Annotated in this window: 26 protein-coding genes; 17 read left to right on the forward strand and 9 right to left on the reverse strand. The window is 44.2% G+C overall.

All coding sequences use genetic code 11. From position 1 onward, the window contains the following. Positions 1-35 precede the first annotated feature (35 nt). On the forward strand, positions 36-1,004 hold the full coding sequence (locus SNR28_RS20150) for a TDT family transporter (RefSeq protein ID WP_375750426.1): 969 nt from the start codon (positions 36-38) through the stop codon (positions 1,002-1,004). 66 nt (positions 1,005-1,070) lie between these two features. Here the strand turns inward: SNR28_RS20150 and SNR28_RS20155 are convergent, their stop codons facing one another. After that, positions 1,071-2,147 carry a bifunctional transcriptional activator/DNA repair enzyme AdaA gene (locus tag SNR28_RS20155; RefSeq protein WP_375750428.1) on the reverse strand — a complete coding sequence of 359 codons (1,077 nt, stop codon included), beginning with the start codon at positions 2,145-2,147 and terminating at the stop codon, positions 1,071-1,073. 193 nt (positions 2,148-2,340) lie between these two features. Between SNR28_RS20155 and SNR28_RS20160 the strand changes: the two genes are divergently transcribed. Continuing rightward, positions 2,341-3,285 carry a DMT family transporter gene (locus tag SNR28_RS20160; RefSeq protein WP_375750429.1) on the forward strand — a complete coding sequence of 315 codons (945 nt, stop codon included), beginning with the start codon at positions 2,341-2,343 and terminating at the stop codon, positions 3,283-3,285. Positions 3,286-3,289: 4 nt separating this feature from the next. Here SNR28_RS20160 and SNR28_RS20165 read toward each other — a convergent pair whose 3' ends face one another. Together SNR28_RS20165 and SNR28_RS20170 are read right to left on the reverse strand one after the other, a co-directional pair. Then, positions 3,290-4,135 (reverse strand): hypothetical protein, encoded by an 846-nt coding sequence (locus SNR28_RS20165; protein WP_375750431.1) that lies wholly within the window; start codon positions 4,133-4,135, stop codon positions 3,290-3,292. Positions 4,136-4,354: 219 nt separating this feature from the next. Continuing rightward, complete coding sequence (locus SNR28_RS20170) at positions 4,355-4,522, reverse strand: hypothetical protein (RefSeq protein ID WP_375750433.1); 168 nt, start codon at positions 4,520-4,522, stop codon at positions 4,355-4,357. 206 nt (positions 4,523-4,728) lie between these two features. Between SNR28_RS20170 and SNR28_RS20175 the strand changes: the two genes are divergently transcribed. From SNR28_RS20175 to SNR28_RS20210, 8 genes are all read left to right on the forward strand, one after another. Next, on the forward strand, positions 4,729-5,625 hold the full coding sequence (locus tag SNR28_RS20175) for a DMT family transporter (RefSeq protein ID WP_375750435.1): 897 nt from the start codon (positions 4,729-4,731) through the stop codon (positions 5,623-5,625). Positions 5,626-5,720: 95 nt separating this feature from the next. Continuing rightward, positions 5,721-6,293, forward strand: a complete 573-nt coding sequence (locus tag SNR28_RS20180; protein WP_375750437.1) for a TetR/AcrR family transcriptional regulator — start codon at positions 5,721-5,723, stop codon at positions 6,291-6,293. Between the two features lie 255 nt (positions 6,294-6,548). Further along, the gene (locus tag SNR28_RS20185; RefSeq protein ID WP_375750439.1) at positions 6,549-7,322 is read left to right on the forward strand and encodes a formate dehydrogenase subunit gamma; all 774 of its coding nucleotides are present in this window, start codon (positions 6,549-6,551) and stop codon (positions 7,320-7,322) included. Between the two features lie 13 nt (positions 7,323-7,335). After that, entirely contained in the window at positions 7,336-8,049 is a 714-nt protein-coding gene (locus tag SNR28_RS20190) for a 4Fe-4S dicluster domain-containing protein (protein ID WP_375750441.1), read from the forward strand. After that, positions 8,037-11,099, forward strand: coding sequence for a molybdopterin dinucleotide binding domain-containing protein (locus SNR28_RS20195; RefSeq protein WP_375750443.1), 3,063 nt, complete (start codon positions 8,037-8,039; stop codon positions 11,097-11,099). Before SNR28_RS20190 ends, SNR28_RS20195 begins: the two co-directional genes overlap by 13 nt. A gap of 125 nt (positions 11,100-11,224) precedes the next feature. Beyond that, positions 11,225-11,761: a GNAT family N-acetyltransferase gene (locus SNR28_RS20200; protein ID WP_375750444.1), complete on the forward strand. Its 537-nt coding sequence runs from the start codon at positions 11,225-11,227 to the stop codon at positions 11,759-11,761. Further along, positions 11,751-12,242, forward strand: a complete 492-nt coding sequence (locus SNR28_RS20205) for a GNAT family N-acetyltransferase (RefSeq protein WP_375750445.1) — start codon at positions 11,751-11,753, stop codon at positions 12,240-12,242. The genes SNR28_RS20200 and SNR28_RS20205 overlap by 11 nt, the downstream gene beginning before the upstream one ends. Positions 12,243-12,259: 17 nt before the next feature. Beyond that, positions 12,260-13,159 (forward strand): GyrI-like domain-containing protein, encoded by a 900-nt coding sequence (locus SNR28_RS20210; protein WP_375750447.1) that lies wholly within the window; start codon positions 12,260-12,262, stop codon positions 13,157-13,159. A gap of 21 nt (positions 13,160-13,180) precedes the next feature. On the opposite strand, the gene SNR28_RS20215 is transcribed toward SNR28_RS20210, so the two are convergent. Further along, positions 13,181-13,372, reverse strand: coding sequence for a hypothetical protein (locus SNR28_RS20215; protein WP_375750448.1), 192 nt, complete (start codon positions 13,370-13,372; stop codon positions 13,181-13,183). A 120-nt stretch (positions 13,373-13,492) separates the two neighbouring features. Next, the gene (locus SNR28_RS20220) at positions 13,493-14,713 is read right to left on the reverse strand and encodes an HD-GYP domain-containing protein (protein WP_375750449.1); all 1,221 of its coding nucleotides are present in this window, start codon (positions 14,711-14,713) and stop codon (positions 13,493-13,495) included. 343 nt (positions 14,714-15,056) lie between these two features. Between SNR28_RS20220 and SNR28_RS20225 the strand changes: the two genes are divergently transcribed. Continuing rightward, on the forward strand, positions 15,057-15,992 hold the full coding sequence (locus SNR28_RS20225; RefSeq protein ID WP_375750450.1) for an alpha/beta hydrolase: 936 nt from the start codon (positions 15,057-15,059) through the stop codon (positions 15,990-15,992). A gap of 206 nt (positions 15,993-16,198) precedes the next feature. Next, the gene (locus SNR28_RS20230; RefSeq protein WP_375750452.1) at positions 16,199-16,549 is read left to right on the forward strand and encodes a YajD family HNH nuclease; all 351 of its coding nucleotides are present in this window, start codon (positions 16,199-16,201) and stop codon (positions 16,547-16,549) included. A 55-nt stretch (positions 16,550-16,604) separates the two neighbouring features. On the opposite strand, the gene SNR28_RS20235 is transcribed toward SNR28_RS20230, so the two are convergent. Next, positions 16,605-17,492 carry a LysR family transcriptional regulator gene (locus SNR28_RS20235; RefSeq protein ID WP_375750454.1) on the reverse strand — a complete coding sequence of 296 codons (888 nt, stop codon included), beginning with the start codon at positions 17,490-17,492 and terminating at the stop codon, positions 16,605-16,607. 106 nt (positions 17,493-17,598) lie between these two features. On the opposite strand from SNR28_RS20235, the gene SNR28_RS20240 reads away from it, so the two are divergent. After that, the gene (locus SNR28_RS20240) at positions 17,599-18,465 is read left to right on the forward strand and encodes an MBL fold metallo-hydrolase (protein ID WP_375750455.1); all 867 of its coding nucleotides are present in this window, start codon (positions 17,599-17,601) and stop codon (positions 18,463-18,465) included. A 133-nt stretch (positions 18,466-18,598) separates the two neighbouring features. Here the strand turns inward: SNR28_RS20240 and SNR28_RS20245 are convergent, their stop codons facing one another. Beyond that, on the reverse strand, positions 18,599-20,236 hold the full coding sequence (locus SNR28_RS20245; protein ID WP_375750457.1) for an alpha-glucosidase: 1,638 nt from the start codon (positions 20,234-20,236) through the stop codon (positions 18,599-18,601). A 153-nt stretch (positions 20,237-20,389) separates the two neighbouring features. Between SNR28_RS20245 and SNR28_RS20250 the strand changes: the two genes are divergently transcribed. Further along, entirely contained in the window at positions 20,390-21,289 is a 900-nt protein-coding gene (locus SNR28_RS20250; protein WP_375750459.1) for a LysR family transcriptional regulator, read from the forward strand. Between the two features lie 36 nt (positions 21,290-21,325). Here the strand turns inward: SNR28_RS20250 and malE are convergent, their stop codons facing one another. Further along, positions 21,326-22,504 carry a maltose/maltodextrin ABC transporter substrate-binding protein MalE gene (gene malE / locus SNR28_RS20255; RefSeq protein WP_375750460.1) on the reverse strand — a complete coding sequence of 393 codons (1,179 nt, stop codon included), beginning with the start codon at positions 22,502-22,504 and terminating at the stop codon, positions 21,326-21,328. A 422-nt stretch (positions 22,505-22,926) separates the two neighbouring features. Between malE and SNR28_RS20260 the strand changes: the two genes are divergently transcribed. Both SNR28_RS20260 and SNR28_RS20265 read left to right on the forward strand, forming a co-directional pair. Beyond that, complete coding sequence (locus tag SNR28_RS20260; protein ID WP_005377003.1) at positions 22,927-23,175, forward strand: type II toxin-antitoxin system Phd/YefM family antitoxin; 249 nt, start codon at positions 22,927-22,929, stop codon at positions 23,173-23,175. Continuing rightward, positions 23,165-23,455 carry a type II toxin-antitoxin system RelE/ParE family toxin gene (locus tag SNR28_RS20265; protein ID WP_375750462.1) on the forward strand — a complete coding sequence of 97 codons (291 nt, stop codon included), beginning with the start codon at positions 23,165-23,167 and terminating at the stop codon, positions 23,453-23,455. The genes SNR28_RS20260 and SNR28_RS20265 overlap by 11 nt, the downstream gene beginning before the upstream one ends. A gap of 71 nt (positions 23,456-23,526) precedes the next feature. Here SNR28_RS20265 and SNR28_RS20270 read toward each other — a convergent pair whose 3' ends face one another. Beyond that, the gene (locus tag SNR28_RS20270; protein WP_375754128.1) at positions 23,527-25,299 is read right to left on the reverse strand and encodes an alpha-amylase family glycosyl hydrolase; all 1,773 of its coding nucleotides are present in this window, start codon (positions 25,297-25,299) and stop codon (positions 23,527-23,529) included. Between the two features lie 210 nt (positions 25,300-25,509). On the opposite strand from SNR28_RS20270, the gene SNR28_RS20275 reads away from it, so the two are divergent. Continuing rightward, positions 25,510-25,938, forward strand: a complete 429-nt coding sequence (locus SNR28_RS20275) for a universal stress protein (RefSeq protein ID WP_375750463.1) — start codon at positions 25,510-25,512, stop codon at positions 25,936-25,938. The last annotated feature ends 46 nt before the right edge of the window (positions 25,939-25,984 follow it).

A 25,984-nucleotide genomic window follows, 5' to 3' on the forward strand; every position in this document is an offset into this window, starting at 1 on the left:
AGCCACAAATGACACAGCCTGAACTTGAGGTACCCATGATTTCCAAAGTAAAAACCCGATTGCAAACTGTTCCTACTCCAATGGCAGGACTCGCTTTGGGGATAGCCAGTTTGGGATGGTGTTGGGAAAACTATGCGAATCTGCATGGATATGGACAGTGGTTTGGTGCGGGTATCGCATCTGTCTTGTTGTTCGTACTCACTTTCAAGTTTCTGCTTCATCCAAAACTTCTTCAGGATGATCTCGCTCATCCTGTTGTTGGTAGTGTTGTTCCTACATTTGCAATGGCGGTAATGGTTGTGTCGAACACAATCGGACAATTTTACCCACTGGCAGGAGATGCTATTTGGGTTTCAGCGGTCATACTTCACGCTATTTTCCTATTGAGTTTTGTCTACCACAGAATCGATGACTTGCAGCTTCACCATATGGTACCTAGCTGGTTTGTTCCGCCAGTTGGGATCATCGTTGCTGGGGTTTCGTACTCCGGAAACCCTGCCCTGTCGCTCGTTGCAGATGGTGCTCTGGCTTTTGGTATGACCGCTTATGCCGTGATGCTACCGATAATGATTTATCGATTTATGTTTTCTCAACAAGTACCCGACTCAGCCAAACCAACCCTAGCTGTTCTGGCTGCGCCTGCCAGTCTCTCTATGGCAGGTTACTTAACCGTAGCGTCGGAACCTTCCCCTTTGTTACTAAGTCTATTGTTTGGTATTGCCGTGTTGATGACACTGATTATCTATCTGTCGTTCTTTAAACTGCTCCGCTTGCCCTTTAGCCCTGGATATGCCGCATTTACTTTCCCGGTTGTAATCGGCTCTACAGCGCTGTTCAAACTAGCGAGCTGGATGGAGGGTGTGGGAATGAGCACTCAGTACATTCATCAAATTGAGTGGCTAGCATCATTGGAGTTATTGATTGCGACGGTTGTCGTTTTGTATGTCTCTGTAAGATATCTAAATCACTATAAAGGTTCATGGCTCCCTATCTTAAAGCCATAAAACCAATAAGCGGGCCTTTGAGACCCGCCTTGTAATCTAAAAGATTACTTACTCCAAAACGTGCAATCAACGCGTTTTTCGTTCCCTATCCAATAATGCTCTTTTACGCTCCAACCCCCAACGATATCCAGCCAGGGCACCATCACTGCGTAATACCCGGTGACAGGGAATAAGAATACCAACGGGGTTTTTGCCACAGGCAGTTCCTACTGCACGGACTGCCTTGGGGTTATCAATATGCTCAGCTACTTCACCGTAACTCATGACATCTCCCTCTTTGATACTTAGCAAAAACTTCCACACTTTTATCTGAAATGCAGTTCCTCTAATGTCCAATGGGACATCCGGCTTCGGTGCACCCTGACTTATGTGCTTATCCAAGGCCACCATCCAACTATCTAGCTCCGGAGCTTCTTGCGCTGCAGACAGAGCAAGCTGAGCCTTTGGAAACTCATCAGCTAGAAGGTTAACCAGAGATTCCACATCATCGCCAAACTGAACGGAGCAAACGCCCTTCTCGGTCGCGGCCATTATCATGTAGCCAAGTGCAGTTTCCCGACATGCGTAATGGATTAGTTCTCCTTCTCCTCCCGCACGGTAGGCTTTTGGCGTCATCCCAATATTTCGCGTGGCTTCACCATACACACGGCTGATAGAACCAAACCCAGAAGAGTATATAGCATCTGTCACTGCTTCCCCTTGTTTTAAAGAGCGTTTAAATTTACCCATCCGCACAGCGTCTTGATAGTGCTTGGGAGACACTCCAAACACTTCTTTAAATGTGCGCTGCAATCTTGAAGACGATAGCCCAGCAAGCTCACCTAGTTGGCCGAGCGTTAACTTTTCTTCCGCGTGCTCCTCTATAAAACGTGCGACTTGCGTAAGCCTATTGGTTCTTTCATCTTGGTTCGTTGGATTACAACGTTTGCATGGGCGAAACCCTGCTTGCACCGCTGATTCGATATTGAAAAAGAACCTCATGTTTTCTGATTTTGCTGCTTTTGTTGAGCAAGAAGGTAAACAAAATACACCTGTCGTAATCACGCCATAATAAAAATGCCTGTCGTAGGCGTTATCTCTTCGCTTTACCGCTTCTATCATTTCTTTTTCAGATAACTTGGACTTTTCTGATAACTCGGACATAGCAGGGCTCGCTTTCAATTAGGTTCAGGACTATCTCAACACACACTGTCATCGGATACCATCTGATTCTTGTCGGGTTATCTCTGATTACTGCGCTCCATTGAGTTTTGAATATGGCGCAATATTCGGATGTTTTGAAGTCATGACTGCAACTAGGATGAACTGAACAAACCATCAAACGGAAAAAATAATCATGACAACCTCGACCAATCACACAATGAGCGCTAAAGCGTGGATGATGCTCATCTTGCTATCCATATTATGGGGTGGATCTTTCTTTTTTGTCGGTGTCGCGGTCAACGATTTACCACCTCTAACCATTGTTACACTCAGAGTAGGAATAGCAGCAATAACATTGTGGGGAGTTGCAGCAATGATTGGCTTGCGTCCGCCTAAGAGTCTGAAAGTGTGGCGTTCTTTTGTAGGAATGGGACTGCTAAACAATGTCATCCCTTTTGCTTTGATTGTTTGGGGGCAAACTCAGATTGCATCTGGCCTTGCGTCCATTCTAAATGCTGCCACACCAATATTTGCCGTTGTTGTGGCTGGAGTCTTATTGCCTGATGAGCGGCCAACCCAATTGAAGTTACTTGGTGTTGGCCTCGGATTTATAGGGGTTGTCGTAATGATTGGCGTACCGACATTGAGTGGCGATAACAACTTGGTGGCACAACTGGCCATTGTTGCCGCGACCTTGTCTTATGCCTTTGCAGGAGTATATGGGCGACGATTCAAATCATTGGGAATCAACCCGGTAGTCACTGCTGCGGGTCAGATAACCGCTTCAGCTCTTGTTCTGCTTCCACTCACTTTATTTGTCGATGGTTCTGTCGATCTGGAAAAAACCAGCACGGGTACCTGGATAGCAATAACAGGTCTTGCGGTGATCTCCACCGCGATGGCTTACGTCCTCTACTTCAGGATTCTTGAACTGGCAGGAGCAACCAATGTCCTGTTGGTCACATTACTTATACCTGTCTCTGCTGTGTTGCTCGGCTCACTTTTCCTGGACGAATCTCTGGAAGTGATACATTTATTAGGTATGACACTTATAGCCCTGGGGCTATCGGCTATAGACGGTCGTCTGTGGCATAGAAAAAAGCCGAATTTGGCCCGACAAGCCACAAACGATAAGTAACAACTCAAGGGGAACGGAGAAACTGGTATTGATCTAACAGATGTTCCAGTTTGCTTCGTGCAGCCTCATCTAAGTAACTGAGCTGATATTCAACCCAAGGTGGACGAGAGCCTGCATCGGCAATGACTTTGTTAGTTTCCTGAATAATTTTCTTGCCCTGCTCTCCTTTGGTGCAACCAACATAGGAGAGCACATATTCAGGCATACCTGATATGGGAATATATTTAAGAGTGAGATCTTTTTTCTTCTCTACTTCACTAATATACCAATACATTTCGAATGGATAAGCCACAACATAATCAATTCTTTTTGCGATCAACTGCTTAATAGGAGTGTATAAATCTGCTGAATATAGAATACTCGGCTGGTTACCATGAACGCTATCCAGCGCGTCACTTACAACTGTTGGATAAGCTCTTCTTTTGGTTATAGAAGTGCTCAAATCTGTATTCGTCACCAGCTTTGATAGTTCCACTTTTCCTTCAGAGTCCAGATAAGGTTTAAGTTTATGAAAGTTGGCTTCTGTCACAATGATATGGTGAGGTAAAAGCACCATTATTGGACGACTATACTCAACAAACGGCTCTCGTTCCGGAATTTTAAGGAGCAAAGGGTTACAAGCCAGCACACCATTCTTCATAAGCCCGATCACCCGAGAAAGCGTTGCCAACTCATACTCATGCTGGAACTCAGGCATATGCTCTTTTGTATACTTGAGAAAGACTGCTGCCGGTCCATTCCCTATAGGATCATGTTTAGAAGGAGGATTTGCTGGTGTGAGATAGGGTGGGAAGCTATACAGAGCCCAGTTGACTTTTGTATCACTAGTATCCGCGATTACCGGTTTCACGCATAGACCTAAGAAAACGAAGACAATCAACAGCGATCTATTGAGAAGAATACTTCGCAGTCTATACATATGATGAATCTCCACGATGTTTGAATAGGTGGTGACCGTATATGAACACTTTAGCATACAAACCACGGTATTCGAACAAACTAAAGCTGGGGTCAGAAATGTAGACCCTTAAATCAGTTAGCGGTAAGAAGATGTTTTCAAAGTCGGTTGCTATTTATGTTGACTACCAAAGTCCTGGGCATCCTGCTTAAAGCGTTCAGCCTCTTGTTCCAACTTTTGCTTCTCATGCATCGCTTCAATCAACTGTCTATCAAGCTCTGCAAAAAAACGATCCTCTTCAGCTTTGCCTCTTAAGCGCATTTTTTCTACGAAGTCCATAATCACACCTCCGCATGACTCTGTTGATATAAGTATAGTTGAGATACGAATCAATGAACTTTAACAGCCCGGCATAAAAGCCTTATAACCCGTAAAATCACCTAATCTATATAACTAATACGCATAACTTCTTATTAAATCGGCTAGTTTTAATTTGTGATTCCATTCACTATTCAGAAAACTAATGATGTGGGTATCGGTTCTCGATGGCAATTAATGCAGAGTTAAAACTAAAAACTTACGTTCAAGTGAGCGCTGCAATGCTTGCATTTGCAGCTAACTCCGTCTTGTGTCGATTAGCACTACTAGAAACAAGCATGGATGCGGCCTCCTTTACTCTTATCCGGCTAATTTCTGGTGCGGCTACGCTACTATTTATTTTGTTCTTCATGCGCAAGGATGACTTGAAGCACAACAATATTCGTCGTCAGTTCCCCTTACTTGCTCTCACCTCCACGCTTCTGTTTAGTTACGCTGCTGCTTTTTCATATGCTTACATCAATATGGATACAGGAACTGGTGCCTTGGTGTTGTTCGCCTCAGTGCAGCTGGCAATGATTGGGTATCACTTAGTTTCGGGTAATCGTCTTAATTTCAAAGAGCTATCAGGGTTAGTGCTCGCATTAGCCGGGTTCGTTTATCTGCTTCTCCCTTCTTCATCAAGTCCAGACCTGATGGCAACAGTATTAATGATGATTTCTGGAACATCCTGGGCACTCTTTACTCTGCTTGGTAAGAGAGCGTCATCAAGCGACAGAGGTTTGAAGCCGATAGCCAGTATGACCTACAGCTTCTTCGGCGCTTCGTTATTGTCTCTCTTTGTGTTGGCTTGGCTCTGGGACTCAAACAGCGTAACGATTATAGGTCTCTTTTTCGCTGTAGCTTCAGGCTCCATCGCTTCCGCGTTGGGGTATGCAATCTGGTACTCTGTGCTGCCATCGATATCTGTTCTTCAGGCCTCTGTTGTACAATTATCGGTACCAGCCCTAGCGACTCTGGGAGGTATCCTGTTCCTTGGCGAGCTATTAACCCTACAGCTATCACTCTCTTCTGTTGCCATTTTAGGAGGCATCGCCATTGTGTTTTTAGGTCGAAAAACATAGAAGCACGCGGCCGCTGTGATTGCATCGATGCTTGTACCTTATTGAAACGAAAAGTATAATTTCACTTTTGAATTGATGCCCCGGAGTACCAAATCATGCCTAAACGAATGCTTAAAGGCGAGAGAAGAGAGCAGCTCTTATCTATCGCGGTCTCAATTCTCAAAGAAGATGGGGCGGAAGGCTTAACTCTTGCGACTGTTGCTGAAAAAGCCGGAGTGACAAAGCCAATCGCTTATAACCATTTTTCAAGCAAAGAAAATTTATTAAAGCAGATCTATCAAGGTATTGACCAACGCTTGATTGAATCGATACAGGTCGCCAAAGACAACAACAATCTCTCATTGGAAGAAACCGTTTCCATCCTCTGTGACTCTTACGTGAACTGTATGAGAAAAAATGGCGAGATATATGACATCACGCTGTCAGCATTAAAATGTTATCCGGAAAATGCTGGTCTTCAGGAAGAAGTTCTAGAGTTCTTCGTCAACTCCTACTCCGAAATTTTCCAGCTTCCTGTCCTTAAAGACGACCATAGTAATCGAATGAAACTCGTCTCTGTCTATGGAATTATTGAAGCTGTCGGTGAAGCCATTGTTACTGAAACCATCCCTTCAGATATTGGCCTCCCTTATCTGAAAACTCAGGTATACAAGCTCATTACTGATTAACTCAGGATACGTCTAATTTCATAAACAGTTACGCCCCAGAGTCCGCTAATTGGCTCTGGGGCGTTTTGTTTTCATGATTTAAATCAAGCATACGGTAAATTCCCCCTCGATTTATACCCACAAAGTAGAGATGGTTTTTGAAACGCTACAAGACTCACAATTCGCCTAAGTTACCAATGGTAACATTCGCAAAATCATTAGTTACCACTAGTAACTTAATCAGGATTTATCAATCTAAATCTCTAAGGAGTCTGTATGCAGCAATCATCAATATGGCTCGACATCTTGCCCAGTCAGGCCACTTTACCGTGGCTACTCGTTGCCAGTGTGGCAGGTGTAGCCGCCGTTATGGGGTTATTTGTCTTACTCAACGGCACATCGAAACTCGATAGTGGTTTTAGTGGCAAGCTGATTCAACGGTGGCCTTTGCGTAGTGTTTTAGTGCACTGGCTAGGTGCCATTCCATGTGTTGTTCTTATCCTCAGCGGCATTTTCATTGGTGCGGGAAAAGTAATATTTGAGCCGGGCTCCACAACTTGGGCTACTGCGGTTCAACTTGCATCTTCCTTGCATGAGGTGGCTGTCTATCCATTTATGCTTGGCGGGCTATTAATGATCGCTATGTGGTGGAAAAAGCAACTATTCAAATCTTACGACATCGACTGGTTTAAAAAGGCTGGTGGTTATGTGCGTTTCATTTCAAAACAGCACCCTGAAGCAGGATTTGCGAACGGTGGTGAAAAGCTTTGGTTCTGGGTATTCACCATCATGTTCCTGTCACTTTCTATTACTGGTTTGATGCTTCTGTTTCCAGAACTAGCACCATCACATCAGGCCGCCCCTATGATTATTGCCCTTCACGTACTTTCCGCCATTGTCGTTGGTGCTTTCGCTGTTGTTCATATCTTCATGGCGACAGTCATTTCTGAAGGCGGTTTAAGCAATATGATTACGGGTAAATGCGATGAGAACTGGGCAAAGCAGCATCACAATCGATGGTATGCATCACTAAACAAAGAACAACAATAAGGTGAACTAAAAAATGGATAGACGTAAAGTGATAAAATTGATGGCCGGTGGTGGCTCAATCACTCTGGTTTCCGCTTCACCTGTTCTCGGTTCCGTGATCGCGACAGACAAGAAGCAAGACGCTAAAAAACTGGCAATGGTGATCGACCTGCGCAGATGTAACGGCTGTAAAGCGTGTGTCACCGCATGCGGAAAAGAAAACGGAAATGCCCCGGACGAACACCGTACCCAAGTGCTGCAACATTCAGCAACCATAGGAGACAAAGAGTACGTGGTTAACCTCCCGCTGTTGTGTAATCAATGCGATAACCCAGTATGCACAAAAGTTTGTCCGACTGGCGCTACCTTTAAGCGCGAAGAAGATGGCATCGTGGTTGTTGATAGCTCAGGATGCGTCGATTGTAACTTCTGTGCCTATACCTGCCCTTATGACGGCGTGAGATTCAAGAACAGCAAAACAGGCACCATGGACAAATGTAACTTCTGTATCCAACGAACTACCCAAGGTTTATTACCTGCTTGCGTAGAAACCTGTACTGGCGGTGCTCGTGTGTTCGGTGATCTGAATGACCCAGAAAGTCAGGTTTCGAAACTTCTCAAAGAACACGAAGCCCTTGTTCTTCAGTCAGATAAAGATACCAAACCAAATGTGTTTTATATCGGACTGACCGCAGCAGAGAGCAATCAGCCTTATGACCTTAACTCAGAACTAACATGGCAGCGTTAATTATGGATCGTAGACAATTTTTAAAATCAGGCGCCGCAGTTGCAGCAACAGGTGGTCTGGCAGGTAAAACCGTTGCTGCAGAAAACAATCAATCTCAGGACATCAGCCGATTCGCACCTCTTAGTGCAGAACCGGAATTCTCAATTGCCCCGGATGGTAAGCTTATCAGCAACCCAGATCAGCGCTTCGCGTTCACCAAGTGTTTTGGTTGTTACAACGTATGTGGTGCAAGAATCCGGGTGGACAACAAGACTGGCCAGATCATTCGAGTCAGTGGTAATCCATACGCTCTCTCCACTCAGTCGGGCGATCCAGTCGCGATGGAGGTTCCACCTGAGGAAGCAATGCGTCAACTCGTCGGTGAAGATGGCAATACTAACCGCTCCACTCTTTGTGGACGAGGCAATGCCGCACCTGACGCTGTTACCGATCCACGCAGAGTCACTCAATGCCTTAAACGAGCAGGGAAGCGTGGTGAAAACAAGTGGGAGTCCATAAGTTACGAGCAGTTAGTGAAGGAAGTGGTGGAAGGTGGTGATCTATTTGGAGAAGGCCATGTAGAAGGATTAGCCGCAATTCATGATGAGAAAACTGTAGCCAACCCAGCCTATCCTGATTTTGGTCCCAAGAAGAATCAGCTTCTGATGACAGGCTGTTCCGAAGATCCAGCTCGTTGGGACTTTTTCAAGCGATTCTCTGAAGCAGCATGGGGCACACCAAATATTGGCAATAAAGATTCTTACTGTGGCCATCAGCAAGTTGCGGGTTGTGCATTAGGCGTTGAAGATGGCGCTAATAGCGGTGCCCTGCCGACAACGGATTTTGAGCATTGTGAATTTGCTATTTTTATCGGCACCAATCCCGGCCTGAGCGGAATTAGCCTTAACTCTGGATCGAAACGACTCGCTGATGCCAGAGTACAAAACCCGAAGTTTAAGTATGTCGTTATCGACCCAATCCTGCGTTCATTAACCAGCTCTTCAACCAGTGACAGGTGTGAATGGGTTCCAATCCGTTCCGGTGGTGATACTGCGTTGATGCATGCAATGATGCAGTACATCATCAACAATGACCGACATAACAAATCATACTTATCCGCATCTTGTCAGGAAGCGGCCTACAAAAATGGTGAAATAAACTATACCAATGCACCATTCCTAGTTGTGACCGATGAGTCCCACCCTCTTTATCGTCGATTCCTGACTGCAGAAGCTTGTGGTTTGGGTGATGCAGAAACTAAGGTGGTTATTGATGAAGTGTCTCAATCACTAACAACGTCAGATAATACTAAACCTTGCGATATTCGCTTCAGCGGAGAGATTGAGACTAAAGAAGGGCAAAAAGTTAAAGTCGCTACCGCTTTCTCACTACTTACTGAACGTGTGAACATGTACTCGCTCGCTGAATACTCAGAAGCTTGTCAGATCCCGGAAAATAAGATCATCGAACTTGCGAAAGAGTTTACGTCTCATGGGCGTCGGGTATCGATTGAAACCAACACGGGTTGTAACGCGACTGATGGTGGTCAATTTGGCTTTGCCATGATTATGCTTGCCACTCTTGTTGGTGCGCACAACGCCAAAGGAGGAATGCTTCACACCGGTAGCATGGGCTATGAAAACACCTCTCCACTGTATGATCTTATGGCGTTTGAACACTCTCATCTGGAAGGCTTCAACGCAGAGCGCTCCGGTGATTATCGACAAAGCCATGAGTATCAAGAGAAAGTACGTAAAGAAGAGAACCCATTCCCATCGGAACATCCTTGGAACGAAACCTTTATTCAGGATAATGCCGGTGAGCTTCTGGTTGCACACGCGAACGCGAACCCATTCCAGTTTAAAGCCTGGATTGCCTGGGCGAACAACCCTCTGTATGCCTGCTCAGGTTTGAAAGATCAGGTGGAAGAATCTATCCGCGACCCTAAGCAGTTAGGGCTTATCATCGCCTCCGATCCTTACTTCAACGAAACCAACGTATATGCAGACTACTTTGTGCCAGACTTAGCCCAATACGAACAATGGGGAGCATCCCGCCAGTGGGGAAGTGAGTTGATGGGAGATGTGGTTTCATTCCCTATTATCGAGCCAAGAACACCTCTTAATTCCGATGGAAACAGGGTTTGCATGGAGCAGTTCCTGATTGACGTATCCAAAAAGATTGGATTAAGCGGCTATGGTGACAATGCATTTAAAGATGCATCCGGAAATGCTTACGCACTAAACACGCCTGAAGATTACTACATCCCGCTACTGGCTAACCTTGCACATAGTGATACGGTATTACCAATACCAACTGAAGCCGATGTGAGGTTCACCAGTGTTGACCGTATCTATCCAGAACTTAAATCACGCTTAAAACCTGAAGAAATAGGGCCAACCATGTTCCTGTTTACCCGCGGTGGACGTTACTACCCGGTAGACAGTCGTTACGAAGGTGAGTTTTTTAACGAGATGATGCGCTGGGACGCAGAGTTTCAGGTGTACAACGAAGGACTGGCTCATATTACCAACTTCCATTCCGGTGAATATCTGGAAGGGGTTCCCGTCTACGACAAGCAAAGATTCTGGGACGGAACAGCTATTCGCGATGTCTGGAAAGAAGAAGAGTACCCATTTTACTTCTCAACATTCAAACATCAGTTACGCAGCCCTTACTCGGTAAACCTCAATAGCATCACCGCATTGGGGGATCACAACTTTATTCAGATGCACAAAGGTGATGCTGAAGCACTTGGACTTAAGAGTGGCGACAAAGCCAAAGTGACCTCTCCTAAAGGAGCAAGTATTGAAGGGATCGTACAAGCAGACCATACCGTTGCCAGAGGTGGCGTGGTTGTACCACTCGGATTCGGACATACCGCCTTCGGGGCGAGCGACATTACGATTGATGGTCAGGTTCTGCCCGCAATACCTGCACGAAAAGGTGGTATGGCCGTCAATGACTTCAATGTTGTCGACCCAACCCGTAAAGGTGCAAGTTTGTATCGCGACGTAACTTTTGGCTCGACTGCACGCCACGGTGTTCCGGTACGAGTCGACAAGGTTTAGTTTCTACTCTCTAAACTAAAGATACAGGCAGATGAAAATCTGCCTGTAATTCAAACATTTCCTCTTTCAATCCCTGACATTATCTGAGATTCTGACTGAACCGCAACCAATTAGGAGAAGTTGCTATGTTCAGTTGGAAAGTCGATAACGAAATAGAGCTCTGTCTGGTGGATTACCGACTCGCACCAGTCTACGTCGAGCTCGCAAAACAAAATTACGACAACCTCTCCCAATGGCTTCAGTGGCCGAGAGTTAGCAAAACCGAAGAAAACTTTAAAGCGTTTATCAAACAATCACTACACGATTACGCGGATGGAAAAAGTCTGGTATGTGCGATTCAATATAATGGCAAAATTGTTGGCAACATCGGCTTTAATACAATTGCCCCCGAAAGAGAAATGGTTGAAATTGGCTACTGGCTCGCTGAGCCTTTTCAGGGTAAGGGAATCGTCACTCGCTGCTGTCAGCACCTGATTCATCATGCATTCAATAACATGGGCATTTCCAAAGTTCAGATTTGTGCCGCAGAAGGGAACAAAGCCAGCAGGGCTGTTTGTGAACGCTTAGAAATGACCCTTGAAGGTGTCATCCGTCATAAAGAGAGAGTGGGCGAGAAAATATTGAATCACGCAGTTTATGGGTTATATAAATATGGAAATTAAGGTTAGACGCTCTGAACCATCAGATGCCAAAGCAGTAAAAGAGATCTATGAGTGTGAACAGGCGTATAGCGGGACTTTACAGCTTCCTCACCCTTCACTGGCACTTTGGGAAAGTCGGTTGGGTAACGTTCCGGACGAAGTGTACTCCTATGTCGCGCTTATAGACAGTGAAATAGTTGGCAACCTTGGCTTTAATGTGTGTGCAAACCCAAGACGCAGGCATGTGGGTTCGTTTGGAATGGGTGTTAAAGATAATGTCGCAGGCCAAGGCGTTGGCAGTGCGCTGCTCAAAACCGCAGTAGACCTTGCTGATAACTGGCTAAACTTAAAACGATTAGAGCTTACTGTATACGTGGATAACGAACGTGCGATAAACCTCTACAAGAAATTCGGGTTTGAAATAGAAGGTCAATCTGCCGCGTATGCCTTCCGCAATGGTGAGTATGTGGATGTTTACCACATGGCAAGAATAAAAAGTTAAACGGCAAAGACGAACTAATGAAAACCAATTACGATCAAAAGTTGAAACCGGTAATCCGCTACTTAGAGAAAAACTACAACTCTTCGCTCAACTTAGAAGAAGTAGCAGGGTTAGCCTCACTCTCTCCTTACCATTTCCATCGAGTGTTTAAGGCGGTAACCGGGGAAACGTTAAATGAATATCTGCGTCGCCTCAGACTACAGCAGGCGGCCCAGGATCTATTCTATAAAAAACCACCTATTGTGGATGTCGCACTTGAGTTTGGATTTTCTAGTTCGCAAAACTTTGCCAAAGCTTTTAAAAAATATTACGCCCTCTCCCCAACTGACATCCGGGAATGCACCAGCATTGAGCATTTTGCGGCTATGACGAGAAAGAGCAAGATAGGAAACACACTGCGCAAAAATGGAAACGCGACTTTCGATGAGAGTTCATATACTACCTCTAAACCTAAACAGAGGAGAATCACCATGGAAAGAACCACTTTTGAAAAATGCAATCTGGCGTACATTCGTGTAACAGGCCCTTACGGTGAGAACTACGAACCAGCTGTCGGAAAGCTTTATCAGTGGGCGACGGCAGAAGGTGTTGCTGATGCAACCTGTATATTTATCTACCATGACAATCCGGAAGTGACGCCTGCGGATAAGTGCCGAACAGACATTTGCCTGATGTTATCTGACGACGTGAAGGTTTATGGAGACGTAGAACTTCAGGAGTTTCCTGGTGGTGAATATGGAACGATGAGAACAACCATCACTGATAAATCTCAGTACGCTGAAGCATGGAACGAACACATATCACAAATCGTTGAGCTAGAACTGGAAATGGATGAAAGACCTTGTTTCGAGCTCTACCACAGCTATGACAAAGAAACCGATACAAGCGATGTTAGTTTCTGTAGCGCATTGAAATAATGAATAAGGCTTAGCACCCTGCTAAGCCTTGAAGCTAACTGCCAGCGCTGCTTGATCGTAATCTTCACTTGCAGCTTGTGACCAAGGGCCATTCATAGTGGTCACTCTGTGCTCAGGCTTTACAAACAGTCCAAATTCTACTGCAAGAAATGAAAACAAGATGACAAATGCCATCCCAAACATATATAGAGAAGAAAGTCCTAGCTGAGTCATAAATCACCATCCTAAACAATTAAGTTTCTGTTCGCTTAGTGACAGTATTGCTCTCTATAGTCAATAAATAAAATAGATTAATCCTATTCTATTAATCGTCAAAAACTATTGGTAACTTTTCTAATCGTAGAATTGTGATATGTCGATCCCCAGTGCTTTAGGCGCTAGTGCCTTTTCTACTGCTAATGGTGACTGAATAAGCTTCAAGGATTTAACCTCGGTAAACTTGTTGTATTTGCAGGAATAAAAGCATTTTACCTGAGGCTTTGCAGGCGCTTTCTTCTCTTTTTCCTCAACCAGACCAACACTTCCATCGGTAAGCTGAACAAGAGATCCAACCGGATAGATACCAAGGCAGTTAATGAACTTGTACACCAGATCCTGATCCAGCTTATGCGGTGTCATACTGAGCAATATTTTAAAAGCTTCAGAAGGGCTCATACCCTCTTTATAGCAACGTTCCGCGGTAAGTGCATCATAGATATCAACAATCGCACTCATCCTTCCATAGATAGGTATTTGCTCTTCTGTCAGTCCGTTAGGGTAACCGCTACCATCAAGTTTTTCATGGTGCATTAAACAGACGCTTTCACTGATTTCGCTCAAACCCGCGATATCGACCAACAAGTCGGACACAAATACTTGATGAAGCTTCATATGCTCAAACTCATCATCGGTCAACTTACCCGGTTTATTCAATACCTTATCTTTTACTTTAGTTTTGCCAAGATCATGAATCATTCCGCCAATGGCCAACTGTTTCAGCTCATCTTTTTCCAGCTTCAAGTACTTTCCGAAGGTGATGAGTAAACAGGCGACATTAACCGAATGTTCAAGTAGGTAAGCGTCTTTGCTTCGAAGTGCGGATACAAACTTAATCGCGTTAGCGTTCTCTAGAACGGCATCAATAATGTCATCCGCCCAGCTATCAAGAACCTCGATATTGACCGGGTTGCCTTCAAAGGTGTCCTGAATCAGTTTATTGGCGATGCTTCTGGCTTCAGAAACCAGTTTCTTAGCTTTTTGATGCGTAAACGAGGGACTCGCCTTCTTGGATCTAAGGCTGCCTTTAGCGATGTCAGGCTTTTCTTCTTCGGTTGGTTCTTTACCCGGCTCTGGTGCAATCACTATCTTGCAGCTTTTGTCTGAGAGCTTCTTATCAACCCAGACGTAACGAACGCCACTTTCAACCAGCTGCGCAATTGATTTCTCATTAGATACAAGGCCCGCTACTGACAGGCTCACCTTCTCGCTACGCTCGATGGCAGTAACAAACATCCCCAACTGGATATTATCAATGGCTACCCGAACAGATTCTTCTGGTTTGTATAGTTTTTTCATCAATTAGCCGCAAACGAATTTAAGTATTTAATTTTTGTATGGATTGATTATAGCTTTACGAACGGTATACGTCAGGAACTTGTTCAAAATCTGCTGAACTCAACCAAACCAGGACAAGAAGTTCGCCAGCTTTTGAGTTATTAACTTTTGGTATAAAGAGTTTGTCGTAGACTTAGGTGTTCTACAAATTATTAACAAAAGCAACAATATTCCAAAAACGTTCAATTATCTTCAATAAATCTCTCTTCCTAAACGGTAAATTAAAAACACTTCTCAGGTGCTTGTTGGAGTCGCCGTAAGCACTTTTAATCATGTACTGAATAGACAAACTGTGAGGTTTAAGATGGTAAAGAAAGCTCTGGTAACAGCAATCGCAGCAGCAACATTCGCTTCAAATGCATTCGCTGACACAATCGTAAAACACACAACACTTAACACGGAAGTTGGCGACTTAGCCGCTAATGTTTACCTACCTGACAACGTAGAAAATCCACCGGTTGTTGTCGTTACCGGTGCCTGGACAACAGTAAAAGAGCAGATGCCTGCGACTTACGCAGAGCACCTTGCTGAGCAAGGTTACGCTGCTGTGACGTTTGATTTCCGCGGTTGGGGCGAGTCAAAAGACAAGCTGAAGCAGTTGGAAGATCCGCAGCGTAAAATTGCTGACATCAAAGCTGTCTTTGCTTCCCTAGACCAAGTTGATGGTATCGATGCATCGCAAGCTTATGGCTTAGGTGTTTGTGCTTCTTCTGGCTACATGCTTGACGCGGTACTGGGCAACGAAGATGTGGTTGCAGCAGCGGCTGTCGCACCATGGCTACATGACCGCTCAGTGGTTAACGCGGTTTATGGTGGTGCGGAATCTGTTGCAAACCTAGTTCAGTCTGGCCTACGAGCTTTGACAAGTGATGAACCGCAAATCATTGAAGGTGCGAGCCTGACTAACCAAAGTGCCTTAATGTATAACGTCCCTTACTACACAGAAAAAGATCGTGGCCTTATCCCAGAATGGGATAACGCATTCAACGTAGGTTCATGGGCTGGTTGGCTAACTTATGACGCACATGCAACAGCGGCACAACAAGACAAACCTATCCTACTGGTTGCATCTGAAGCGATGGCCATTCCGGCAGGTACACACGGTTACCTTGATAAAGCGGGTGATAATGTTGAAGCAGTTTGGCTAGAGAATGTATCTCAATTTGATTTCTACGATGTAGAGAAAGATGTACAGGCAGCAACGGATGCAGTAGTAACGCATTTCCAGAGCAACCTGTAAGGGGCATCTAAGCAGTTAGAAGATAGACCCTCAAAACTGCCAAAAACTAATACCAACCAGCCCCTAAATGTCTGGGGCTAGCTTACACTTAGTGCAAAACATTGGGTTTCATCATACTCCCAACAATGAATTGCATTGCTCAACCAAGAATCGCTTATGATGGGATCCATACTAATGTTCAAAAATGATCAGTGAGGGTAAATATCATGGCATCCGACTATAACGGTACAAGTGCGGCGTATGCACGAAAAGAGAGCGGATATAGAGAGAAAGCACTGAAGTTGTTTCCGTGGGTGTGTGGCAACTGTGCCAGAGAGTTTGTTTATTCGAACCTACGAGAACTCACAGTACACCACAAAGATCACGACCATACCAACAACCCGGAAGATGGCAGCAACTGGGAACTTTTGTGCCTCTATTGCCATGACCATGAGCATTCTAAATATACCGACCACGATCTGTACGGTGTCGATCCTGTCGCTGAGTTAGATGACCACAAAAGTGCGACTCACAATCCGTTTGCCGATCTCGCTAACATGATGAATAAGGGAAAATAGGACAAAAAAGCGACTTCAGACTCGTTCATTTCGCGAAAACTCATTTCAGGATGTGCTACCAACGAGCGCTGGAGAAGTAGTCTGACAGATAATCTATCAATGCACGGACCGTCTGTGCCATGTGTTTTCTCGAAGAGTAGAGAACATAAATGGTAAGATCATCTGGCTTCCAGTCTGGCAATACATACTGAAGTTGCCCACTTTTAATGTACTGATTAACAAGATAAGTTGGCTGAATTGCTAAGCCAGCACTGTTCAATGCAGCATGCAATAAGGTTGTCGCTTCATTCGCTGTTAGGCGACAACTTACTTCAATAGATTGCTGAGAACTGCCCTTGGTCAAATGCCAAATATGTTGTTGGAAGTTTTTGTAGCCTAGACACGCATGTTCGGCTAAATCGCCTGGTTTTAAAATGGTGCTGCGATTGGCTAAATACTGAGGTGAAGCGACGATAACGGATTCACACACCGATATTGGCTTACCAATCAGAGATGGCTCAGGCGCAGAAGCGATACGGATAGCAAGATCGATCTGTCTTTCCGTCAGGTCCGCTACCGAATCCTGTAAGTCGATATCAATGTTTACCTTTGGGTGTAACGCCATAAACTTTTGAACAGCAGGTAATAATTGGGAGTAGCCAAATGACATACTGGTTGCTAACCGAACCGTCCCTGAAAGCTCACCACTTGTGTCTGCCAATCCACTTAGATTTTCTGCCTGTCTCAGCCATTGCTTCACTTCCGCCAGACAAGCTTCTCCTGCCGTTGTCAAAGACACTTTTCTTGTTGTCCGATGTAATAAACGGGTACTCAACCAGCTTTCCATCGTCTCAATGTATCTCGTCACCATTGGGCGAGACATTTCCAATCTGTCAGCTGTAGCAGTGAAGCTACCTGTCGTTGCGACATCAACAAACACCTTTGCAGCGGTTAGCCTGTCCATTTATTTGCTCGATATATGAAACAATCCTGCTCAGTTTGATGTGTTTTTCTGAACACGTCAATTCCTTATTATCCTTTTCGTCCCAAACACATTGAAGGAGAAAGATATGAAAAAATTAACTCTACTAGCTGCATCTGTCCTACTCGCTGCAAACGCAACTGCAGCAGAAAATGCACCATTAACACTTGATGTTTATAACGCAGACCAAAACAGCTTCCATGTAAACTCAACATTAATCATTGGTGAAAGTGAAGTCATGGTAGTCGATACTGGATTCACTAAAGCAGATGCTCTGCGTATTGCAGCGAAAGTGCTTGATAGTGGCAAGGAACTGAAAACCATCTTTATTAGCCAGGCTGACCCAGACTATTACTTTGGCGCAGAAGTACTACACGCACTTTTCCCTGACGCACAAGTTCTCAGCACTCCAGAAGTAAAGAAAGTCATAGAGAAAAAGCTCGCAGGCAAGTTAGCTTTCTGGGGTCCAAAAATGGGAGGTAACGCTCCGGTTAAGCCTTACCTACCAACAGCTATTGAAACCAATACACTCACCATTGATGGACATAAAATAGAGATTCGTGGCACTGAAGGTGAGCTTGCTCATCGCCCATACTTATGGATTCCCTCCAGTAAAGCAGTTTTAGGCAATGTTGCCGTTTACGGTAATCTGCATCTATGGATGGCTGATGCTCAGTCAGACAATAGCCAGAAAGCCTGGGTTGAACAGTTGAAAGAGTTGCAGGAACTAAATCCAGAGATTGTTGTTCCAGGACATATGCGAGCTGGAACAAAGCTTGATGTAAGCACGATAAGTTATTCGAAACAGTACTTAACAGACTTCCAACAAGCTAAAAGCAGTAGTAAGAATAGTGATGAACTGATCAATAAAATGTCTTCAAACTACCCTGATGCACAACTGCCAATGGCTCTAAGTATCGGTGCCAAGGTACACATGGGAGAAATGAAGTGGTAAGACCCACCACTTTATAAAGGATTAACGAGCGCCGTTCTCCGTGTAAGTGACAAAATTTAAAGGCGTGACAAAATGTCACGCCTCTTGTTCATATTATCGCCTTAATTAGCGAATCACTTGATTAAAGAACCTGTTACCCAGCTAGCTTCATAGCGAATGATTCGAATGGGTCCAGCTTAAGTTGCTTACCTAGAGTTGTCACAGGTTGATAGTTCGATATCAAACATTCTGCTTCTATATCTTGAAGATGTACTGGTAAATCAACCTCAACAATTTCTGAGCTGAAGTTACTAAACACAACCATATGTTCACCCTCGCCTCTTCGCTCGTAAGCAAAGATTTGCGGGTGGTCTTCTAGCATAGGAATAAAGTCTCCATAAACAATCACTGGGTGAGACTTACGAAGCCCGATAAGTGATTGATAGTGGTAGAAGATAGAGTTTTCATCTTCCATCGCCTGCTCAACGTTGATCTCATCATAGTTCGGGTTCACATCAATCCAAGGTGCTCCCTCGGTGAACCCGCCATGATTACTGCTATTCCAGTGCATCGGTGTACGTGCATTGTCACGGCCGTTTTCATGAATGGCATTCATCATATGCTCATGGCTGACACCCGCTTCTATCTTCTCTTTGTAGAAGTTCAGAGTTTCGATATCTTTGTACTTATCCAGGGAATCAAAGGAAACATTGGTCATGCCGATCTCTTCACCCTGATAGATATATGGCGTTCCCTTCATAAAATGAAGCGTCGTCGCGAGCATTTTCGCTGACTCGATACGGTGCACTTTTTCACAACCATATTTAGAAACAGCTCTTGGCAAGTCGTGGTTGTTCCAGAACAGTGAGTTCCAACCTTCATTTTTAAGCTCTACCTGCCACTTCGTCAGAACGCGTTTTAGATCAACTAGATTTAAAGGCTGAGGTTGCCACTTATCACCATGCTTCCAAGTCAGCGTAATGTGTTCAAACTGAAACACCATTGAGAACTCGTCACGTTCAGGGTTACTGTACAGCTTGGCGATTTCTGGCGTTGCCCCCCATGTTTCGCCAACGGTAAGTAAATCTTTGTCGCCAAATGTTGCTTTGTTCATTTGCTGAATTAGCGGATGCAAACGCTCACCATTGCCGGTAATACCTTTATCGATCTCTTTACCAATCAAATCAATCACATCCAATCGGAAGCCACCTATGCCCTGGTCAATCCACCAGTTCATCATATCGAAAACCGTATTATGAACAGCTGGGTTTTCCCAGTTCAGATCCGGTTGTTTTTTGGAAAACAGATGGAAGTAGTACTTTTGAGCTTGCTCATCCCATTGCCACGCGCTACCACCGAAGATAGAACTAATATCACTTGGTGCTGATCCATCTTCATTCGCGTCTCGCCAAATGTAGAAATCTCGATATTCGCTCTCTGGATTATCTCGTGACTCAATAAACCAGGAGTGCTCGTCAGACGTATGATTGACAACAAGATCCATAACAATACGAATTCCCCGTTGCTTGGCCTCATCAATCAGCTCTTTCATATCTTCCATAGCGCCAAACTCCGGCGCTATCGCCTGATAATCTGAGATATCGTATCCGTTGTCATCCATAGGAGACTGATAAACCGGTGACAGCCAAATGACATCGATTCCCAACTTTTGCAGATAATCCAGCTTCCCGATGATGCCTCGTAAATCACCGATGCCGTCGTTATTTGAATCGCAAAAACTACGAGGGTATATCTGATACACAACACTATCGTGCCACCAACGTTTTTCCATCTTACTCACCTGATTAATCTCTGTTGAACTCAATTCTGACTCTAACTATAGCTAACGAGTAAGACTAAAAATAATTGATTCTTTGAATTATCTTATAGAAAAAATCAATATCACCCGTTACTCTCTGCACATTAATGTTACGGAATAGCAAAGATGGACAAGCAATACCGATATTTTTACGAAGTTGCCCGACAAGGCAGTATAAAAACCGCCTCCGAAAAGCTTTTTATCAGTCAACCATCTCTGACGACTGCAATTAAGAAGCTGGAAGAGCACCTGGGGACAACCTTGTTTATTCGCAAATCGAAAGGAGTCGAGCTGACCGAGTATGGTTGGGTTTATTTTCGCTATGTTCAGGAAGTTCAGGAAAAGCACGCTCAGATGATCCATCAGCTGCAAGATATGAAACTTCGAAGCAGCGGTAAAGTAAAACTCGGTATCGGAGAGGCATGGTGGGAGTGCTTCTGCGCAAATGCAATTGAACAGTTTGTAGAGGCCTTCCCAAGCAGTTCGTTACATATTGAGTTTGGCAATGGTCTATCTATGCTTCACCACCTTGTGAACGATGATATCGACCTATTCGTAGGCCACGAAATAGCAGGAATAAAAAGCCAGTACCGAGTTAGGTTTATTCCCTTGTTTCAGGAAACTGAAGCCTGGTATGTAAGGCCAGAGCATCCTTTACTTGGCAAAAAAACGATCACAGAGATTGCAGAAGAGTATCCGATAATCAAAGTTACTCCAGATCATGCAAGGCATGGGGATATTTTAACTGAAGAAGGTGCAAAGCTTTTTACTTACAGCGCTCAGGACACCAGAATCACTTACGAACTCGACTCACTTTCCGCCAGTATTAAGATGCTTAAAATGAGCAACGCCATCATGCCTTATACATCAATGATGAAAGAATCATTTATTGAGCAAGGGTTGGAGTTGCTTTATCTCAATACTGACCAACTTGGTCAGGTGGGAATCTATACCAAAGCAGGCGGTCTTACTGAACCAACAGAGAAACTCATAGAGCTAATACAAAAAAAGGCCGGGGTATCATAACCCCGGCAAACACTATTACATTGGATAACATGAAAATTAATTAAGGATCTGTTTTGCGGCGGTATCAAGTGCTTCCTGTACGGTCTGCTTGCCTAAAATAGCGTTCTCAATCGCAGCACCTTCAGCAAACCAATATGCCGTCATTCCTGGGATGTTTGGCATAATCTCACCATTTTCCGCGTTGGTCATTGTTGCCTTAATCCGCTCATCACTTTCTAAAATCTTCTGGAATGATTTAAGTGTTACCGCACCAAGTGGCTTGTCATCGTTCATCACTTTCAACGACTCATCCACTAGCAGATAGTTTTCCAGAAACTCAACCGCAAGATCGGTGTTTGGACTTCCTGAGTTGATACCCGCGGACAATACACCCACAAAAGGATTGCCTTTGCCTCCATTTAAAGTTGGCAACTCAGCTACACCATAATTCACACCGAGTTTATCCAGGTTACCCCAAGCCCATGGGCCATTGATGGTCATCGCAACTTCACCACGGCTAAAGGCGGCCTCTGATACCGAGTAATCCATATCCGGGTTTACGACACCTTTATTAACCATATCCACAAGGAATTGCAGACCTCTCACACCTGCTTCATTGTTCACACCGGTTTTGTTTGCATCGTATCCACCGTCAACCGGAGCAAATGCGTATGCACCACCAGAAGAGATCATCGGCCAGGTAAAGTAGGCGTTCTTCACATCCCACATAATCGCTTCCTTACCTTGCTTCTTCATGTCAGCGTGAATCGACGCCAATTCTTCCCACGTTTTTGGCGGTTCTGGCAGTAAGTCTTTGTTGTATATCAGAGAAGGCGTTTCTACAGAAATCGGGTAACCCATAACCTTCCCGTTCACTGTTACAGCATCCCAACTAAAGTCGACGAGCTTCTCCTTAAACGCTTTGGACGGTTTCAGTTCTTTCAGCAAACCCGCTTCTGCGTAACCACCAAAACGATCGTGTGCCCAGAAAATGATGTCTGGTCCCATTCCCTGAGCGGCTGCTTTTTCAAATCGCTCCTCTGGTGATTCCGGGTGTTGAACAATGACTTTAATGCCTGTATCTGCTTCAAACTGCTTACCAATCTCTGCCAGACCTTCATAGCTTTTATCGCCATTTATCCAGATCATTAGCTCACCTTCAGTCATTGCAGCTACCGGAGCCGCAGTTAACAGAGCAAGAGTACAAACAGAGAAAGATTTTACGAACTTTTTCATAGGTCCCATCCGACGTTATAAGTATGAAACCAAATCTACCATCCAGGCGTTGAAGGAAATAATAGTTATTAGAAACTAGAATATAGACAAAAACTATAACAGTGTAAAAAGTGTGGTAGGTATCAAAAATTATGGCGCATTCTTAGCAATGCGCTTTAATCCAAAATCGAGGATGTGTGATTTGGTGCAAGAAAGACGACTGACACGCTTAAATCAGTGTATTAGATGCACGGATAACAATTAAACCTCGTTTACCGCATCCAAGAAACATCTTTCGTCCATTTCGTGTGACTGAATTAACGTTCCATCTATATCGAACATATAGTGTTGCATTGGTTTTAAACTCCTTTTGTCGAGCCTTGTTATAACAACTCGCACAAGCTAAAATGACCGATATAGAGACCACTTAAGAGACCTTTATCATGACCACAAGAATTTTAGCCGATGTTGCTGCAAGCATTACTGAATTAAAAGCTAACCCAATGAAAGTTGCAACAAGTGCATACGGTGAGCCTGTTGCTGTACTCAATCGAAATGAACCTGCATTCTACTGCGTACCAGCAGAAGCGTACGAAATGATGATGGACAGACTCGAAGACCTTGAATTACTCGCTATTGCTAAAGAAAGAGAATCTGAAGAGAGCATTTCGGTAAACATCGATGACCTATAAACTCGATTTCAAAAAAAGTGCGTTTAAAGAGTGGAAAAAGCTTGGCTCTACTTTACAACAGCAATTTAAGAAAAAGCTGATTGAACGCTTAGACAATCCTCATGTACCAGCATCAAAACTATCTGGTACTGACAACATGTACAAAATAAAACTTCGTCAATCTGGTTACCGTCTAATATACAAAGTCGAGGACAATATCATCACTGTCACTATTTTGGCCGTCGGAAAACGTGAACGAAGTGATGTTTACCGTAAAGCCATGAAGCGCCTCGATGACTAATAGGGATTATTATCGCTTTGAGTAGAGCAAAACCAACGAACCAATATCGTCAGTTCTGCCCATGCTTCAAACTAGATATCCAGATTCAGATACAGTGAGGCCAAAGGCTCTATATCAATAGCGATTCGTGCCCTCCGCTCGTTAACTGTCAGTGAGTATGTTTTATCATTGAGCAAGTCAGATACTCGATATTCCCCTTCAGTCAGGCGCCACTTTTCTATTAGCTCTTCAGGGATATCAAGATCAACTTCTTTTCCTTTTGTTTCGCTAAAGTTTGCCACCAATATAAGTTTCTGTTTTTCACTAGAGCGTGCAAAAGCAAACAACTGGTCCTGCATTTCCGCGAAGTTGTCGAAGTTTACTGCATAAAGGTCATGATATTCACCCATCAGGGCTGGACTATCTAACGTCAAGGTAAGCAGCTTCTGGTAGAAATTTCTCAGCGCTTTTTCAGAATCAGACAAAAGAGCACCATCGAACTTACCAAGGTTCATCCAACGCTGATGATGAGGGACACCAATGTAATCGAAAATCGACGTACGAGATTGCTGCCCGAACCCTCCTGTTTCTGCACCCGGCTCACCCACTTCCTGACCAAAATAGATCATCGTTGGTGATGTGGACAAGCAAGCCGATACCAGCATTGCGGGTTTACCTTTCTCAGCGCTACCTGCAAACTCAGGCGATGCCACACGCTGCTCATCGTGATTATCCAGAAAATGCAGCATGTGATGCTCGATATCTATTAGCTCATGCTGAATACGCCCAATTTCCCGAGTTGAACCATGCCCCTGCATCACCGCTTTTAAGCTGTCATAAAGATCCACTTTGTCATACAGATAATCCATCTTCCCTAGTTGGATATAATCACGGTAAAGATTCGGCTGATACACTTCCGCCATCAAAAACGCATCTGGATTCACACTCTTTATCCATGAGTTCATATAACTCCAAAACTCAACAGGCACCATTTCTGCCATGTCATAGCGGAAGCCATCAACACCTTTATTCGTCCAGTACAGTGCGATATCTCTAAACTTTACCCAAGAATCAGGCACCGTTTTACCCTGCCAAAACTGGAAATGCTCTTGATGGGATTTGTGGCGGTATTCTTCAGGTAAAAGCTCAAAGTCTTTTGTTCCGTCCGGCCTGACACCGTAATTGACTTTGATGGTTTCATACCAGTCATCATGGTTAGGCTTCGCGAGTCGAGAACCATTGCCCGTCCACTTAGCGGGATACTCTTCATAAGGTGAAGACAAACTCGGATGCACCTCACCACCTAAAGGCGGTTCCGCACTTAAAGCGTCTGGCAGTTCGAAATCTTGTCCGGGAATGTAATAAAAATTATTGTCTTTGTGGTATTCAAGAGACAGGTCATCATTAGCACCAAAATCACAAACACCTTCCGGGTTATTCAAGCCCCTATATACCCGTGCAACATGATTAGGAACGATGTCGATGATCACTTTCATGCCTGCGTTATGAGTTCTTTCAATCAGCTCATCGAACTCCTGATTTCTCTCTGCCGGGTTATCTGCCAAATCTGGGTTTACAGAATAGTAGTCTTTAACTGCATAAGGAGAACCTGCCCGTCCCTTTACGACGGAAGGGTGATCATTCTCTACACCAATATCCTGATAGTCATTAATCACTGCATGATGAGGAACGCCTGTATACCAGATATGCGTGATACCAAGCTTTTTGATTTCTGATAGTGCTCTCTCGGTGAAATCACTAAACTTCCCAACACCGTTTTGCTCGATTGTTCCCCAAGGAATATTGTTTTGGTTAGTGTTTCCAAACAGGCGGGTAAAAACCTGGTAGACGTTTTGTTTCTGCATCATTAACTAGCCTCTGAGTGTTTTTTTAAGACTAATTAAACCGAATGAGCCGCAACTCATCCTTTAGCCTATGAATGGGGGGCGTAGATAGTTAATATGTGATCTTGGTATAGAGAATGATGTTCAATTATCTATCTATATCCCAGCACATCGCTGCTGCTTATCTAAAATTAATAATAAAGCCAAATATAACTATAAGGACAAAAAATAATGAGTTACAAACACATACTCGTTGCCGTCGATTTAAGTGATGAAAGCCGTCTGCTTGTTGAAAAAGCCGCAAACCTAGCTTCTGCTGTGGGAGGAAAGCTCTCATTGATTCATATAGATGTCGTTCAGGATGATGATTTCACCCGTAGCATTGTCAACTCGCTAGTGGCTGAAAACGGTGATAACAAACTAATGAAAAAACTTCATGCCCAGTTAACCGATTTGAAAACAAATGCACCATGCGAAGTTGAACATACATTGGTCAGCTGTGGTGGACTTGTCGATGAACTTGAAAGGGCGGTTGAAGCTTATGAGATTGATCTGATCGTTAGCGGTCACCACCAGGACTTCTGGCATACTGTCAGCTCATCTGCAAAACAGATGCTTAAGTCTATCCCTGTCGATATGTTGATCATCCCTTTAAAATAATTTTTCCAACATAAAAATGCCCCGAACTCAGTTCGGGGCATTGACG

Origin of the sequence: Vibrio iocasae (assembly GCF_042245395.1) — a bacterium.
Classification (GTDB): Bacteria; Pseudomonadota; Gammaproteobacteria; order Enterobacterales; family Vibrionaceae; genus Vibrio; species Vibrio iocasae.

Coding starts and splice junctions, on each gene's coding strand:
- SNR28_RS20150 (WP_375750426.1), top strand. CDS start 36: ATGATTTCCAAAGTAAAAACCCGATTGCAAACTGTTCCTACTCCAATG.
- SNR28_RS20155 (WP_375750428.1), bottom strand. CDS start 2,147: ATGTCCGAGTTATCAGAAAAGTCCAAGTTATCTGAAAAAGAAATGATA.
- SNR28_RS20160 (WP_375750429.1), top strand. CDS start 2,341: ATGACAACCTCGACCAATCACACAATGAGCGCTAAAGCGTGGATGATG.
- SNR28_RS20170 (WP_375750433.1), bottom strand. CDS start 4,522: ATGGACTTCGTAGAAAAAATGCGCTTAAGAGGCAAAGCTGAAGAGGAT.
- SNR28_RS20175 (WP_375750435.1), top strand. CDS start 4,729: ATGGCAATTAATGCAGAGTTAAAACTAAAAACTTACGTTCAAGTGAGC.
- SNR28_RS20180 (WP_375750437.1), top strand. CDS start 5,721: ATGCCTAAACGAATGCTTAAAGGCGAGAGAAGAGAGCAGCTCTTATCT.
- SNR28_RS20185 (WP_375750439.1), top strand. CDS start 6,549: ATGCAGCAATCATCAATATGGCTCGACATCTTGCCCAGTCAGGCCACT.
- SNR28_RS20190 (WP_375750441.1), top strand. CDS start 7,336: ATGGATAGACGTAAAGTGATAAAATTGATGGCCGGTGGTGGCTCAATC.
- SNR28_RS20195 (WP_375750443.1), top strand. CDS start 8,037: ATGGCAGCGTTAATTATGGATCGTAGACAATTTTTAAAATCAGGCGCC.
- SNR28_RS20200 (WP_375750444.1), top strand. CDS start 11,225: ATGTTCAGTTGGAAAGTCGATAACGAAATAGAGCTCTGTCTGGTGGAT.
- SNR28_RS20205 (WP_375750445.1), top strand. CDS start 11,751: ATGGAAATTAAGGTTAGACGCTCTGAACCATCAGATGCCAAAGCAGTA.
- SNR28_RS20210 (WP_375750447.1), top strand. CDS start 12,260: ATGAAAACCAATTACGATCAAAAGTTGAAACCGGTAATCCGCTACTTA.
- SNR28_RS20215 (WP_375750448.1), bottom strand. CDS start 13,372: ATGACTCAGCTAGGACTTTCTTCTCTATATATGTTTGGGATGGCATTT.
- SNR28_RS20220 (WP_375750449.1), bottom strand. CDS start 14,713: ATGAAAAAACTATACAAACCAGAAGAATCTGTTCGGGTAGCCATTGAT.
- SNR28_RS20225 (WP_375750450.1), top strand. CDS start 15,057: ATGGTAAAGAAAGCTCTGGTAACAGCAATCGCAGCAGCAACATTCGCT.
- SNR28_RS20230 (WP_375750452.1), top strand. CDS start 16,199: ATGGCATCCGACTATAACGGTACAAGTGCGGCGTATGCACGAAAAGAG.
- SNR28_RS20235 (WP_375750454.1), bottom strand. CDS start 17,492: ATGGACAGGCTAACCGCTGCAAAGGTGTTTGTTGATGTCGCAACGACA.
- SNR28_RS20240 (WP_375750455.1), top strand. CDS start 17,599: ATGAAAAAATTAACTCTACTAGCTGCATCTGTCCTACTCGCTGCAAAC.
- SNR28_RS20245 (WP_375750457.1), bottom strand. CDS start 20,236: ATGGAAAAACGTTGGTGGCACGATAGTGTTGTGTATCAGATATACCCT.
- SNR28_RS20250 (WP_375750459.1), top strand. CDS start 20,390: ATGGACAAGCAATACCGATATTTTTACGAAGTTGCCCGACAAGGCAGT.
- malE (WP_375750460.1), bottom strand. CDS start 22,504: ATGAAAAAGTTCGTAAAATCTTTCTCTGTTTGTACTCTTGCTCTGTTA.
- SNR28_RS20260 (WP_005377003.1), top strand. CDS start 22,927: ATGACCACAAGAATTTTAGCCGATGTTGCTGCAAGCATTACTGAATTA.
- SNR28_RS20265 (WP_375750462.1), top strand. CDS start 23,165: ATGACCTATAAACTCGATTTCAAAAAAAGTGCGTTTAAAGAGTGGAAA.
- SNR28_RS20270 (WP_375754128.1), bottom strand. CDS start 25,299: ATGCAGAAACAAAACGTCTACCAGGTTTTTACCCGCCTGTTTGGAAAC.
- SNR28_RS20275 (WP_375750463.1), top strand. CDS start 25,510: ATGAGTTACAAACACATACTCGTTGCCGTCGATTTAAGTGATGAAAGC.